Genomic DNA, 13,622 nt, shown 5'->3' with positions numbered 1-13,622 from the left:
AATGTCGATCTTAATTAATAAAGATACCAAAGTTATTACCCAAGGAATCACTGGTAAAACCGGTCAGTTTCATACTCGCATGTGTCGCGAATATGCCAACGGTCGCGAAGCATTTGTAGCTGGTGTGCATCCGACCAAAGCAGGCACTGATTTTGAGGGAATTCCTATTTTCGGTTCAGTCGCCGATGCGAAAGCTGAAACTGGTGCAACTGTCTCAGTTATTTATGTTCCTCCCGCAGGTGCTGCGCAGGCGATTCTCGAAGGTGTTGAAGCTGAACTGGATCTCGTGATTTGTATCACCGAAGGTATTCCTGTTCGCGATATGCTGGAAGTAAAAAGCCGCATGAATGCACTGAACAGCAAAACATTGCTGTTGGGTCCTAATTGCCCCGGTCTGATTACACCCGATGAAATCAAAATTGGCATCATGCCCGGTCATATTCATCGTCGTGGCAAAATTGGTATTGTCAGCCGTTCAGGCACACTGACCTATGAAGCGGTGGCGCAAGTGACCGAATTGGGTCTAGGTCAATCGAGTGCCGTTGGTATTGGTGGCGACCCCATCAATGGCCTGAAGCACATCGATGTCATGAAAATGTTTAATGACGATCCAGAAACAGAAGCCGTTATCATGATTGGTGAAATTGGTGGGCCCGATGAAGTGAACGCTGCTCGCTGGGTCAAAGACAATATGACTAAACCAGTGGTTGGCTTTATTGCGGGTGTGACTGCACCTGCAGGTAAGCGTATGGGTCACGCCGGCGCATTGATTTCTGGTGGTGAAGATACTGCGGATGCCAAGCTGGAAATCATGGAAGCTTGCGGTATTAAAACCACACGCAATCCCTCAGAAATGGGTAAGTTGATTAAGGCTGTTTTATAAGTCCGAATTAAACTGACTTTTTACGGGATCAGAACGGTTCAATTGCCCGTTCTGATCCCGCTCTGTCATTTTAGGAGAATTGAAATGAGTGATCATCATGAAATGGAACGTAAGGCGAGCTTGAGTATTTTGCAACGCTTGTCTGTTGTCGCTGTCATTGGAATCGTCCTGACGATTGCTTTGAATTACTTGCGTTAAACTTCTTCAGTTTTAAGAAACCGTATCAAATCTGATTTATGTCTATCCCTGACTCTCCCCCTTTGGATAAACCGCTTGTGATCGCCACACGGGCAAGTCGTTTAGCAGTTTGGCAAGCTGAGCATGTTCGTGATTTATTGATGGCTTGTTATCCAGGGTTAGAGGTGACCCTACTCAAACTCAGTACACGTGGTGATGAGATTTTGGATCGCAGCTTACAAAAAGTGGGCGGAAAAGGTCTATTTATCAAGGAGCTGGAAATGGCTCTGGAAGATGGACGGGCAGATTTGGCTGTGCACTCGCTCAAAGATGTGCCGGTAGATATGCCAGACGGATTTTCTTTGTGTGCGATTTTGCCTCGCTCCGTCCCATTTGATGCTTGGGTCAGTTCGGCCTATGCGGATTTGCAATCCATGCCAGCTGGTGCGGTGGTAGGCACGTCTAGTTTGCGTCGTCAGGCTCAAATTTTGCGGGTACGGCCTGATTTGATCATAAAACCACTGCGCGGCAATGTGAATACACGTTTGCGTAAGCTGGATGACGGTGAGTTTGATGCGATTGTGCTGGCAACTGCTGGGTTGGAGCGTTTAGAATTATCAGACCGTATTCGCAGTGTCATGCACGCTGAGCTTTCTTTACCTGCCGCTGGACAAGGCTCGCTAGGGATTGAGATCTGTGAAGGTCGCGATGATTTGGCGAAATGGCTTATGCCTTTGTCATGCTCACAAAGTACGGCTTGTTCTTTGGCTGAGCGTGCTGTTTCGCGTCGTTTGGGTGGATCTTGCAGCGTGCCTTTGGCTGCGTTTGCGCAAATTGACGAAAACAATCCGACCGAAATCTGGGTGCGTGGCTTAGTGGCCAGTCCAGACGGACAGGAGTTGCTAGAAGCGCAAGCTCGTGGCTCTGTTGATAATGCGCAAGCACTGGGCGAACAGGTAGCTCAGGAGTTGCTGAAGGCGGGCGCAGACCGCATTCTGGCCGAATTACTACAAGCAGATTGATTGAAGCGACCTTGTGTGCATAAAACTTTGCTTTTTTGCGATTCATCACACGTCAGCGCAAAGAGATAAGGTGTTGTGTGACAAATGAACGACACTTGATGACTCCCTTACGAGCCGTTTTGACTCGACCAAACGCACGACAACGTGATTTGGCGTCTTTTTTGCGCCAACAGGGTTGGTCTGTTCTTGAATTGCCAGCGCTTGAACTCAAAGCCATCCCCATCATTGAAACATCACAATGCTTTGCGCCAGAAAATTTTGATTATGTGATGTTTGTCAGCCGCTCAGCCTGGGCTTTTTATCGCCAACAATATCGACAAGCTTGGCCAGCTACAACCCAGATTGCAGCGGTCGGTGCGGCCACTGCGCAGGCAATCACACAGGATTTGCCTCATTCTCAAGATATATTGATACCCACACCTCAGGATAATCCTGACTCTGAAGGGTTGTGGCGTGTGCTGCAACCTCGGTTAACACCTGAATCCCGTGTTTTAATTGTGGCAGGCCGTGATGGTAGGACTTGGTTGCGCGAAACACTGGCTGATGCAGGTGTTCACGTTGAGGTGTTGTGTGTTTATGAAAGAGTACGTCTGAGTTTGACGGACGAAGCACGGAGTGTGTTGCAACAGTGGACCGAAACGGATGGCTTTGTGCGCACAGGAACGTGGCTTTTAACGAGTCAGCAAAGTATTGATGCGCTTGAACAAAGTTTGTCAGATGCTGGATGGCTGCATAAGCTGATGATCCACTCTGTGATTGTGATTCATCCTCGCTTGGTTACGCCGGCCAGACGGTTTTTATCGCGAACACAAAGTGCGCCGGATAGACCTATTGACGTGTGTGCACCCGATGATCAAAGTTTGCAGGCGGGTTTTGTGCAGTGTGTTGATCATCACTGGTTTGGCAAAGAGCCGAGGTGTGAATAATCGGACATGATGTCTAGTGTTGGCAAAGTTTTGGTGTATAAAACTCTAAGCGTCTCAGACTCAGAGATTTGTAAACGCTTCGTCAGAGTTTCGGGTTTTTCTGGCGCAAAATTCCTGATGAAAGGCTTACAATTAAACAATGACTATGAATGACAAAAAAGACAAACAAGCACAATCTGCGCTTGATTCTGACAAAACCGCGTCAGACCTTTCCCAGACCAAACAATCTGCGTCTTCAGGAAGCGAAAAGAATATGAAGCAGGGTGATCAAACGACATCACGCCAGGCAGATCCGTCGGCGTCGAAAGTCGAACCATCTCAGAACAAAGATGCTGTTACGACATCAGTAACAAGCACACCTGAAAAATCGAAAGATAATTCGCGTCAAGCAACGACTAAGAAAAACGAATCCAGACCCAGCGCACCCGCGAGTACTGTGCGTCAGGAACCGCCTAAAGTGTCGCCGCCACCTAGCACCCCACAAAAACCAACTCGTGGTGGAATACTAGGCTGGCTTACAGGTTTGGTTGTGATTGGGTTAGTCGGTGTCGCTGGTTTGACCTGGTGGCAGGAACAAAGACTCGACGAGGTCTCACGATTGGTGGCCAGTCGATTGAGCTCATCGGATTCCGAGGTGACTTCGTTGCAACAAATGATGAAGAGCACACAAGCCACCGTGACTTCACAAGAAGAAACGGTTCAGGTATTGCGCCGTGATGTGCGTTCTTTGCGTAGCGAAGTGGCTGGTTTTGATAAGGCTTGGCAGACGATGAGTCGAGGCTTAGACGATCGCATTGTGATTAATGATGTGCGACGTCTACTTTTGATGGCTCAGCAGCAATTGGCATTAACGGGTCATATTCCAAACGCCATTTCGATTCTTGAGGTGGCGCAGTCTGTTCTTTCACATCAACCGGATTCGGTCGCATTTGCAGATCTGCATGATGCGATCTCTCGGGATCTGAGTGAGCTCAGAGTTTTGCCTGTGATTAATGTCAACGCTTTGTCATCTGGTTTGAAGCGTGTTGCGGCTGTGATTGAATCGGCGCCGTTATTGATGCCTGATCAGCAGGTTCCCTCTGTGATTGAATACGTAGGCTCTGAGTCGCCGGCGCAGTCACCAGCTTCGGATGATGCAGGCACAGAGTCGTCTGTGGCTCAATCAAATGAAGGCGCACAAGAGCAAGCTTGGTGGCAATCTTGGGCGGATCAAACGCTTGCGCTGGGTGCACGTGCAACCCAAGTGTTGTCAAAAGAGTTTGCAAACTTAGTTGAAGTGCGCCATGCGAGCGATTCAGCTGCCTTGTTGTTGTCCGATCAGCAAGCCATGTTGTTGCGCACCAACCTGCATTCGATGTTGCTGACAGCACAACTGGCCATGCTGGCGCAAGAAAACACTGTTTGGCAGTCGCAGCTGGAGAGTGTGGAAAGCATCGTCACGAATTATTACGACACAAAAGCACCCGAAACACTTGCTGCGTTAGAAGAAATCAAACAGCTCAAAGCATCGTCAGTGAAGCCACAGACAGGCTCAGTTTCTGAGAGTCTGAGTGCTTTGGCAATGGCTTCGCAGCTCTTAAAAACGACCACTGAATCCGGGGAGTCACAGTAATGAGAGGATGGTTCTGGACAATTTTGATTGTGGTTGTGGCGGTTTTATTGGCCGTCGTACTGCAATCGTATCCGGGCAATATTGTGGTGGTTGCGGGTGATTGGCGTGTGCAAGTATCACTGGCATTTGGTGTGCTGATCTTTCTAGCCTGCTTGGGAGGACTCTACTTCCTGTTGCGAGTTTTGAACTGGTTTGCCAATGCGCCAAGCCGCTACCGTGGGTGGCGTGAAAACCGACGTCAAGAACATGAGCAAATTCAGCTCGAAACAGGTTGGGCTGCATTACTGGAAGGGCGTTACCCTCAAGCACAAAAGACCTTGACCCGTTTGTCGACTGAAACAAAAAATACACGTCGTCGTTTACTGGCTTTGCTCAGTGCGGCTCGTTCTGCCAATGAGGACGGTCAGCGAGATAAGCGTGATGAATTGCTCGAGCAGGCTGCTCAGGTCTCATCACAGTTAAAAGGCGATGCAGATATGCAGACTGCGGTGGCGGTAACCTCGGCAGAGTTGTGGCTTGAAGATAACCAATCAAAACGAGCCTTAGCTGCTTTAAATCAGGTTCCAGGTAGCGCACAGAAACATTTGCATTTAATGCGTTTATCCTTGCAGGCCTATCAGGATTTGCAACAATACGATAAAGCAATTGATACGGCTCGCTGGTTGGCGCGTAAAGACGCGATTAGCGCTCAACAAGCACAAGAAGTGATTGAGTATTGTGCAGCCACTCAGTTGCGCCAATTAAGTGATGCCACGGCCTGGATGAATTTCTGGAAATCCTTGCGCTCTCAAGAGCAGTTGTACACCGATGTGGCGCTGGCAGGTTATGACGGTTTGCTGGAACACGATGACGGTAAAGGCGCTCAAAAGCTGCTTGAACAAGCCATTAAACAGAGTTTTGATCCGAGATTGGTGGCGGCGTATGGTCGCGCAGAGCCGGAGCAGGTTTCTGCTCGATTACAAAAGGCTGTCTCTTGGTTAAATCAGCGCCCAGATGATGCTGATCTACTGGTGACCTTGGGTGCACTTTGTCTGACTGGACAAATGTGGGGCCAGGCGCAGCGTTATTTAGAACGTGCATCACGCCAGCGTAGTGATGCACGGATTCATGCTTTATTGGGTAGCTTGTATGATCGCATCGGTCAATCACAAAAGGCAGCCGCGCACTGGCGTTTAGCAACTGCTGCAAGTGCATCATTGCCCGTATTGGCTAAAGATGTGCATCTGCCTGCAGCTGATTTGGCAGCAGATCCGAAGTTCCATCATGTGGAGGGCATTGTTCATTTGCCCGAAGATGAGGACGACGATCTGTTGGCGTATGCTCATCATGCAACGGGTGATTCGATTGCAAGCGCTCAACCGCTATATACACCATCGAGTAATGAGGCTACACAGACAGCTGCAGAACGCTCGAAAGCGCCAGCTACTTCCAGTCGATCAGCCGCTTATGAAGACTATTATGAGTTTTTTGATAGCGCGCCGATTCCATTAGATGGCGCGCCCGTGGTGCATGTCCCACTGGAGACACCGACGTCTGAGACAGAACAGGAATCAACTGAGTCCAAAAAAGCTTAATGAGTGACATGATCCGCTTGTTTCGTCAAGATTCATGCGGATCATGTAGGATCAGGTCTTAAGACACTGCACAGCACTTCAAATTAATTTGGGTAGAAAGCGACCCGTACGTTGCATGTATTGCCCATACGCTTCAAACGATTGCAGTAAATACTGCTCTTCAAGGCGCGCTTTCAGTGAGAGCGTGATGACCAATGCAATCCATAGCGACACACCCAAAGGTGTTCCAAGAACACTCGCACAAGCCAAACCAAATAAAAGCACACTGGTGTACATGGGATGACGGATCCAACGATAGGGACCGTGTGTGATGAGTTGAGCGTGTTGTTTGGGCAAGGGTAGAACGCTGAAGTTTCCAGGACGGTTTGCGGTTATAGCCCAGATGCCGATGATGGCAGAAATGATCAGTAAAACAACCCCTGTGACGCCAGGGGTCTGAGACAAGCTATGTAAGCTCGCCAATATAGCCAAGACAAAAATCAAAGTGATTTGCAGAACAACGAGAACGATTCCCATCTGATCAAGCTCCTGTTGATTCTGTGACCACCTTGATTCGTGATGACTTGTATGGTGTTAGCGGTTTAGCTTTTGTTGAAGTTGGCAATGCCATCCACAATTTCTTTGTGAGCAGCTTCAATGCCTTCCCAACCTTGCACTTTGACCCACTTACCAGCTTCCAGATCTTTGTAGTGTTCAAAGAAGTGGCTGATTTGCTGCAATAGTAAAGGACCAACGTCTTCTGGTTTTTCCATATGACTGTACATAGGCAGAATTTTTTTGGTCGGCACTGCGAGCACTTTACCGTCTTCACCTGATTCATCCAGCATCTTCAAAATTCCGAGTGCGCGGCAAGGGACAACAACGCCAGGCATCAAAGGAAAGGGTGTCACCACCAGTACATCGACAGGATCGCCGTCACCTGCAAGTGTCTGTGGAACATAGCCATAGTTCGTGGGGTAGTACATTGCAGTGCTCATGAAACGATCCACGAAAATGGCGTTGGTTGCCGAATCGATCTCATATTTAATTGGATCGGCATTCATAGGAATTTCAATGACGACGTTGAATGTTTCAGGTGCATTCTGACCGGGGGAGACTTTGTTAAAAGACATGTGTGTTGTATTGATTCAGGTTGAAAGAAAGGGTCTGCGCAGAGTTGATTCTGTTAAACCAGATAAATGACCCCGTAAGCTCCTGATTTTAACAAATTATTCAGTCTGTTCCGATGATAAGTGATGTGTCTTGCTGTTCAATTCTGAAGTTTTTGTGAGTTTAGGTGGGACTGAGTTCATTTGTAGAGTCCGTTCCTTCGGTAGAATTCAAACAGGAACGCAGAATGACAAGATCTGGATGGTTTTGATGCACCTTAGAGCCATTTAGATTGTTTATGCGTGTGACGCTCCATAATGACATTCAAAAGAAGGGTATCTATGACGAACTTTGTATTTGCACCCACAGAGACTGTGGCGTTACCGATTGTAGGTAGTGTTCAGAAGTTTCCAGTGCGACGCGTGTACTGTGTAGGACGAAATTACGTGGAGCACGCCAAAGAAATGGGCTTTACCGGACGCGAGGATCCATTCTTTTTTAATAAACCTGCAGATGCCTTGCTGGTCATTGAAGATGGGACAACCGGTGAGATGCCTTATCCGCCTAAAACTCAGGATCTTCATCATGAAATGGAACTGGTTGTGGCCATTGGCCGAGGTGGGCGAGATATTTCAGTCGAAGAGGCCAATGAGCACGTGTTTGGCTATGCGTTAGGTTTGGATATGACACGGCGCGATCTGCAAGGCGAAGCCAAAAAACTAGGCCGTCCGTGGGAAGTGGGCAAGGCCTTTGACTTTGCAGGTCCGATTGGTCCTATTCATCCTGTCTCAAAAACGGGTGTTCTGAGTCAAGGTGCCATTTCATTGGATGTGAATGGTGAACAGCGCCAGAATAGCGATTTAGAGAAACTGATCTGGAGTATCCCAGAAAGTATTGCTTATCTGTCTGGTCTTTTCGAATTGAAAGCCGGTGATCTGATCTTTACAGGAACTCCAGAAGGAGTGGCTGCAGTTCAAAAGGGCGATCATCTGGTCGGTCGATTTAGTGGTTTGGGCGAATTGTCCGTCAAGATCGTTTAATCACACTGTGTGTTTAGAAATCAGTTTGCTTGCGCAGTGATGGCCGCAGACTGATTTTTGCTTATTACTTTTTATGTTGTGCACTGAACGTTGTGATCGAGTTTTGTGTTGCAGCCTGCGCAGAGGTTAATTGACCCAATGCAAAAGCGAGGGTTGCGCTACTGAGCCTAACGGCAGTACGCGCATCAAGAGCGGCCTGACGAGCGTGTAGTAGGGCATTGGCCGTCTCAGTCACCATGGTCATGGTTGCCAGACCTTCTTTGTAAGAATCAAATGCTGCGCCGTAGGCTGTTTGAGCTGTTTTAACCAATTGGTTAGCGGTTTTTTCACTCTCGAACGCAGACTCCAGCATGGTTTGTGCAAGCACGATTTCACGGACTGCATCACGCTGTAATTCATCGAAATTTTGATCTGCTTGTTCTTTGCGGATTTGTGCACCGACTAGGCGTGCGTTGCGAATACCGCCTTCGTAGAGAGGCACACTAATGCCCATGAGAATCCCGGAGGCATGACCGGTTTGCTGAATGGTGGGTAGATTTTGTAGTCGGAAATTGCTTTGATTGCTCGCCAACATACCTGCCATAAACACTTTGGGCATGAAGTCTGCTTCGACTGCTCGAATATTGGCTTTAGCTGCTTGAACAGCGGCATAACTTGCGGCGATGTCTGGTCGTTGTGCGACAGCTTGTTCAATCGCAGTTTGGCTTAGTTCAATTTGCTTTTTCTGATTTGCTGAAGTCTGGCTTGAGTTTTGTGGTGCGATACGTAGTTCAGTCATGGGCGACAGTCCGACTTTTGCCAGCAAATCGAGGTACGCGTTACGTTCCAGACCTTGTGCATTGACGAGGTGTAATTTGGCTTGTTGGACCAGCTGCTCACTAAATGTGGTGTCTAAGACAGTGGCTAGGCCTGTGGCGTGACGTGCACGAGCGGCTTGTGCAATGGCTTGGCGCTGTTTAATAGCATCTTGAGCGAGTTTGCTTTGCTCACGTCGCAGGTTGTATTGGTAGTAACTGGTTGTGACGTCCCAGATCACTTTTTGATGGGCGGCATTAAATAAGATGTTGGATGCGCGTGAGAGTTGTTCAGCAGCCTCTAAAAGGGCAGCACGCTGCCCAAAGTCAAACACCAACCATCCCATCGATAAGGCAGGAACCACACCTGAGATAGTCGTGGTGAATTCCCGCGGTCCAATTGATAATGGGGAATCCACCGATGTACGTTGATGTCCTCCGATGACTGAAGCTGAAATCACAGGTAAAAAAGTGGCTTCAACCATCCCGACGGCTAAGGCTGCTTGTCGTGCTTGATTCCAGGCCGTGCGTGTCAGCGGGTTGTTTTGCTGAGCAAGATCAATGAGGGCTGTTAGCGTATATGGGGTGTGATTTTTGGTGATTTCAACGGCTGATGCTTTGAGCGCATTAGAGGTTGGAACGGGCGCAATACTAAATGTTTTAGACGTTGATGAACTGTCGGGCAGTTTGGGATCCTGCCATGGTGCGTGCGGTGAAGCGGGTGCACGGTCTAATGCGTGCGTAGCGCATCCAGAGATCAAGATTGCCAATGCAGATAAAGACAGATAGCACAGTAATAAACGGATCGATGAGCGGATCGGTAAGGTTCGCCTCATGATGCTTCCTGAAATGATGTGCCAGTAGATTCGTTCTGTGTGAGCGTATTCAGTAGATTTTGAGCATGTGCCAAAGTCACTGAGATTTCTTGGTGCATTTCCATCTGAACACCGTGAAGGTTTTCAACGATGATGAGTTCATTGCGGGCGTATTGAAGGATCAACGATTCTAGCTGAACTAGTGTCTGACGCCAGCGGGCTAATTCGCTGGGGGTTAGCTGTAATCGCTTGGGCTCGAAATGATTGTAGCTAAGGGAGTCGTGTGCTTGATCTAAGGCGACTAAGATTTCATTGATCTGTGTACGTCGCTGATTAGCTTGCACTCGATCGTGAAGGGGTTGATCGCTTTGTTGTAATGCTTGTAACTTACGGATAATTTCACGCATCTGCCGTGAGATGGTGGTGATGACAGACACTGGCCATATGCGTGTAAATATCACAAACATCAGGAAGTTGCCCAATAAAATTCCATAAATTCGGTCTGTGGCGACAGAAATATCAACGGCCGGACCAAATCCTTGTAATACAGTCATTAAAAAGGCCAGTCCGATTTGAATGCCACCATATGAGATTCGTTCCGATCCGCTTGAGATCCAAGCGGCAAACAAAACACCGACAAAGACCAATAGCATGAGTTCGCCGATAGAGGTCATTTGAGGCATTAGCCATGTGATAGACGCAATACCCAGAGCAGCACCGATTAAACATCCTACGATGCGTAAAGTAAGCTTATGGACCGTCTCACCCGTGCTGCCTAAAGACACCACGTAACAGGTAATCATTGCGGTATGGATACCATCCCAATCAATGACGGTGTAAATCATGTAGGCGAGTGTGGCCGCAATTGTTGTTTTGATCGCTTGTTGTGAATATTCAGGATTTCGCCAAGCATCCTCTTTCACAAAACCCTTCAATGGATTCGGAGTCTTTGTTTTTGGGCCGGGTGCGGATACTGATTGAGCCGTGTTGTCGTCAAAGAGACGCCAGATCCGTCGTTGAATCTGCCGTAGATCGTCGGGTAGGTGGGTGTCTTCTTCTGGGACCGTTTTGTTCAGATACAGTTGACGATGTGTCATCACCGTCTGCCCGAGATCATGTTGACCAATAGGTTGTGCCAGATCTCGGCAGATCGCTTCGAGTTGGCCTAATGTATTTGAAATAAATGGGTTTGGAGTGTCTATGTTTAAAATGCTTGGCTTTGAATCCTGAGTTAATTCCTGTTCCGAAGATTGATACAGAAGAACTAGAATCGCTTCGAGATTGTTGATTGCGTGACGCATAGCTTGCGACTGTGCTTTTGGTAACAGGTGAAACAGCTGAGTCAGTTTTAAGAGATTATTGGCTTCATTGATCCCTTCTAAAAGCTGTTTTCTGATTTTTGCTTGTAGAGTTCTTTGCCTAGGGCGATGAATATCAAGGCGCTCTGAGAGTGCTTGTGCCACGAGCTCAAGTTTTTCGGCAATCGCCACATCGAGTAGTTTTCTGCAAGATCGACCCGCAAACAGATGAAATACAAACATGACGCCCATCGGGATTAAAACCATCAACCAAGCGTAGAGAATCCCACGTGTGACCATCTCGCCTAAAGGCGTCATGGGTAAGAGCGTGACTGCAAATGCAATGACTAAACCGACAATATTGCCTTGTTCACCCAGAGGCGTGGCTGCGCCAATCAGAACAAAAATATAAGTTCCTAGAACAATGATGACTAAACGCCACAACGGGTCGTTAATCGAGGCTGCAGCGAGCCAGAGTAAAACGGGCACAAGCAAGGAGATCAAGACTGAGATCGCAACGGCAGTCAGCATGTTTTCTTGGGCTGTGGGTTTGCCCAGATACATGATGAGATAACAGCCAATTGAGACGAGTGGCACGCCATAGGTCATAAACATCATGGCCGTCAAGCTACACACGATGGCGACGCGCCAAGTCATTGCGAACCGTCCCTCAAAGGGCAGCAAGTCGCGCCAGACACTTTGCCAAAGTAATGTCATTTGTGAGGTTGCCGATGAGGATGTGTGGTTCATATCTCCAAACCTCGAATTAATCCAAAGCGACACACAAGATTCAAACCAAGACTCAACGTTCGCAATCGGTTGTGTCGCGAATTGTGACGCTAGCTGATGCGCCGATACGCATCAGATCGTCGATTGGATCGATCATGCGAATCCGTACAGGGAATCGTTGCGCGACCCGAACCCAGTTTAGCGACTTCTGAACAACAGGCATGAGTCTAGGTAAGTCAATAATGTCTGAGCTTGTCACACCCCAGCCGATACTTTGCACGACACCTTTCATAGGGGTTTTAGGTGCAGCCAGCGCATAGACAGTGACGCAGTTGCCAATCTGAATATGCGGTAGATTGGTTTCCCGCATAACGGCCGTGGCGTACCAGGTTTTAGTGTCAATCAAGGTGAAAAGTGATTGTTCGGGCAGCAGCAGTTCTCCTTCAGAGACATTCAAACCGACGATTAAACCATCAAAAGGTGCCGTGATAATGGTATCTGACAAAGCTTTTTTGGCAATGGCCAGACCTGCTATTGCGATATCAACAGCTGCCTGAGCGGCTTCGGTCTCACCGACCAAGGCTTCGGCGGCGCGTTGTTGTGCCAATGCTTGCGTCAGAGAAACTTGTGCATCGCGTTGTGCGGTGCGTGCGATATCCACTTCCTGCGCTGTGACATAGCCTTTAGGTAATAGAGCTTCCAGACGGGCCAGTGTTTTGTCGGTTAATTCGAGATTGATGCGAGCGCGTCGGATTTGTTTATCAGCAATCTCAGCGTTGGCCGCTTCCGCACGGATTAAACGCATTTGATTGTTTAGCGTGGCTTGTGCTAATGCTAGTTGTGCTTGAGCTTGTTGGACGCGAAGCTCGTAGGTCGATGGATCAATGCGCATGAGCAAATCACCTTTTTTGACTTTTTGCGCATCTTCAATGGGGAGTTCGATCAATTTGCCCGGCACTAAAGCGGCGACATGAATCACATCGGCTTCAAAGGCGGCGTCTTCGGATTGAATGTTCAAGTCTAGGTGACGGTTATAGAGCCACACAGCGATGATGACAGCGATGACAACGATTAGTGTCAGCACGATCGCAATTGCCCGCTTACCTCGTGAGGGTAAAACGTTTGAGTTTGGCGTATGATTCTCCTCAGACATAGAGCCTCATTGTGCAGAAAACAGGTAAGAAAAGCCGATTGCCATGATCAGCGCCAAGCAAACGTAAAACACAAGCCTGAGTGGCAGTGCATCGTCAATGCCGGTTCGGATCAAAATCCAACGTAACGGTAAAACCAATAAAATACTGACGGCTGAACCCACAAGCCAACTTGGGAAATATGACCCAAACATAAAGAAGGCGGGTGCTTGTGCAAACGAGCAACCACTCAGCAGAAAACTGAAAATGCCCAGCATGAGCGCACCACAGCCGCGTCGGCACACACTTGGACGGTCGATTTTGGGTTGATGCGAAATCTTGCAGATCACGGCTCGTTCCAAATCAGACGAGACTCGGAGGGATTTAAAGTAGCGTAAGCGTTTAAGACGGGCAGGCCGTGTGTTTTGAATCGATTGTTGTCCATGCATGGAGATCCCGTCGGCGACTGATCTTAAATAATAACTAAATCACACTAAAGAGATCGTAGCATAATTGGTGAGGCAGCGAGTGTG

12 protein-coding genes are annotated in these 13,622 nt (G+C 48.2%); 6 read left to right on the top strand and 6 right to left on the bottom strand.

All coding sequences use genetic code 11. The features are described from left to right. The first annotated feature begins 1 nt into the window (after nucleotide 1). From sucD to ACOI06_RS06935, 5 genes are all read left to right on the top strand, one after another. Nucleotides 2-883, top strand: coding sequence for a succinate--CoA ligase subunit alpha (sucD, locus tag ACOI06_RS06955; RefSeq protein ID WP_420661815.1), 882 nt, complete (start codon nucleotides 2-4; stop codon nucleotides 881-883). 236 nt (nucleotides 884-1,119) lie between these two features. After that, the gene (gene hemC, locus ACOI06_RS06950; RefSeq protein ID WP_420661814.1) at nucleotides 1,120-2,082 is read left to right on the top strand and encodes a hydroxymethylbilane synthase; all 963 of its coding nucleotides are present in this window, start codon (nucleotides 1,120-1,122) and stop codon (nucleotides 2,080-2,082) included. A gap of 98 nt (nucleotides 2,083-2,180) precedes the next feature. Then, nucleotides 2,181-3,008, top strand: a complete 828-nt coding sequence (locus ACOI06_RS06945) for a uroporphyrinogen-III synthase (protein WP_420661813.1) — start codon at nucleotides 2,181-2,183, stop codon at nucleotides 3,006-3,008. Nucleotides 3,009-3,261: 253 nt separating this feature from the next. Next, on the top strand, nucleotides 3,262-4,620 hold the full coding sequence (locus ACOI06_RS06940; protein WP_420661812.1) for a uroporphyrinogen-III C-methyltransferase: 1,359 nt from the start codon (nucleotides 3,262-3,264) through the stop codon (nucleotides 4,618-4,620). After that, complete coding sequence (locus ACOI06_RS06935; protein WP_420661811.1) at nucleotides 4,620-6,194, top strand: heme biosynthesis HemY N-terminal domain-containing protein; 1,575 nt, start codon at nucleotides 4,620-4,622, stop codon at nucleotides 6,192-6,194. The genes ACOI06_RS06940 and ACOI06_RS06935 overlap by 1 nt, the downstream gene beginning before the upstream one ends. A gap of 78 nt (nucleotides 6,195-6,272) precedes the next feature. Here ACOI06_RS06935 and ACOI06_RS06930 read toward each other — a convergent pair whose 3' ends face one another. Beyond that, nucleotides 6,273-6,710: a methyltransferase family protein gene (locus tag ACOI06_RS06930; protein ID WP_420661810.1), complete on the bottom strand. Its 438-nt coding sequence runs from the start codon at nucleotides 6,708-6,710 to the stop codon at nucleotides 6,273-6,275. 65 nt (nucleotides 6,711-6,775) lie between these two features. Further along, nucleotides 6,776-7,306, bottom strand: a complete 531-nt coding sequence (gene ppa / locus ACOI06_RS06925) for an inorganic diphosphatase (protein ID WP_420661809.1) — start codon at nucleotides 7,304-7,306, stop codon at nucleotides 6,776-6,778. A gap of 318 nt (nucleotides 7,307-7,624) precedes the next feature. Between ppa and ACOI06_RS06920 the strand changes: the two genes are divergently transcribed. Next, a complete protein-coding gene (locus tag ACOI06_RS06920; RefSeq protein WP_420661808.1) occupies nucleotides 7,625-8,323 on the top strand; it encodes a fumarylacetoacetate hydrolase family protein in 699 nt (232 codons plus the stop codon). Nucleotides 8,324-8,387: 64 nt separating this feature from the next. Here ACOI06_RS06920 and ACOI06_RS06915 read toward each other — a convergent pair whose 3' ends face one another. The 4 genes from ACOI06_RS06915 to ACOI06_RS06900 are packed head-to-tail and all read right to left on the bottom strand — an operon-like array spanning nucleotide 8,388 to nucleotide 13,538. Beyond that, nucleotides 8,388-9,953 carry a TolC family protein gene (locus tag ACOI06_RS06915; protein ID WP_420661807.1) on the bottom strand — a complete coding sequence of 522 codons (1,566 nt, stop codon included), beginning with the start codon at nucleotides 9,951-9,953 and terminating at the stop codon, nucleotides 8,388-8,390. Next, complete coding sequence (locus ACOI06_RS06910; RefSeq protein ID WP_420661806.1) at nucleotides 9,950-11,980, bottom strand: FUSC family protein; 2,031 nt, start codon at nucleotides 11,978-11,980, stop codon at nucleotides 9,950-9,952. The genes ACOI06_RS06915 and ACOI06_RS06910 overlap by 4 nt, the downstream gene beginning before the upstream one ends. Before the next feature lie 52 nt (nucleotides 11,981-12,032). Then, nucleotides 12,033-13,112, bottom strand: a complete 1,080-nt coding sequence (mdtN, locus tag ACOI06_RS06905) for a multidrug transporter subunit MdtN (RefSeq protein WP_420661805.1) — start codon at nucleotides 13,110-13,112, stop codon at nucleotides 12,033-12,035. A gap of 6 nt (nucleotides 13,113-13,118) precedes the next feature. Continuing rightward, nucleotides 13,119-13,538, bottom strand: coding sequence for a YtcA family lipoprotein (locus tag ACOI06_RS06900; RefSeq protein WP_420661804.1), 420 nt, complete (start codon nucleotides 13,536-13,538; stop codon nucleotides 13,119-13,121). Between the last annotated feature and the right edge of the window lie 84 nt (nucleotides 13,539-13,622).

Source organism: Orrella sp. 11846 (genome assembly GCF_048820935.1).
In the GTDB taxonomy this organism is placed as follows: Bacteria; Pseudomonadota; Gammaproteobacteria; order Burkholderiales; family Burkholderiaceae_B; genus Algicoccus.
This window is presented reverse-complemented; position numbering and strand designations above follow the sequence as displayed.

Coding starts and splice junctions, on each gene's coding strand:
- mdtN (WP_420661805.1), bottom strand. CDS start 13,112: ATGTCTGAGGAGAATCATACGCCAAACTCAAACGTTTTACCCTCACGA.
- ACOI06_RS06920 (WP_420661808.1), top strand. CDS start 7,625: ATGACGAACTTTGTATTTGCACCCACAGAGACTGTGGCGTTACCGATT.
- ACOI06_RS06910 (WP_420661806.1), bottom strand. CDS start 11,980: ATGAACCACACATCCTCATCGGCAACCTCACAAATGACATTACTTTGG.
- ACOI06_RS06900 (WP_420661804.1), bottom strand. CDS start 13,538: ATGCATGGACAACAATCGATTCAAAACACACGGCCTGCCCGTCTTAAA.
- sucD (WP_420661815.1), top strand. CDS start 2: ATGTCGATCTTAATTAATAAAGATACCAAAGTTATTACCCAAGGAATC.
- ACOI06_RS06930 (WP_420661810.1), bottom strand. CDS start 6,710: ATGGGAATCGTTCTCGTTGTTCTGCAAATCACTTTGATTTTTGTCTTG.
- ppa (WP_420661809.1), bottom strand. CDS start 7,306: ATGTCTTTTAACAAAGTCTCCCCCGGTCAGAATGCACCTGAAACATTC.
- ACOI06_RS06915 (WP_420661807.1), bottom strand. CDS start 9,953: ATGAGGCGAACCTTACCGATCCGCTCATCGATCCGTTTATTACTGTGC.
- hemC (WP_420661814.1), top strand. CDS start 1,120: ATGTCTATCCCTGACTCTCCCCCTTTGGATAAACCGCTTGTGATCGCC.
- ACOI06_RS06945 (WP_420661813.1), top strand. CDS start 2,181: ATGACTCCCTTACGAGCCGTTTTGACTCGACCAAACGCACGACAACGT.
- ACOI06_RS06935 (WP_420661811.1), top strand. CDS start 4,620: ATGAGAGGATGGTTCTGGACAATTTTGATTGTGGTTGTGGCGGTTTTA.
- ACOI06_RS06940 (WP_420661812.1), top strand. CDS start 3,262: ATGAAGCAGGGTGATCAAACGACATCACGCCAGGCAGATCCGTCGGCG.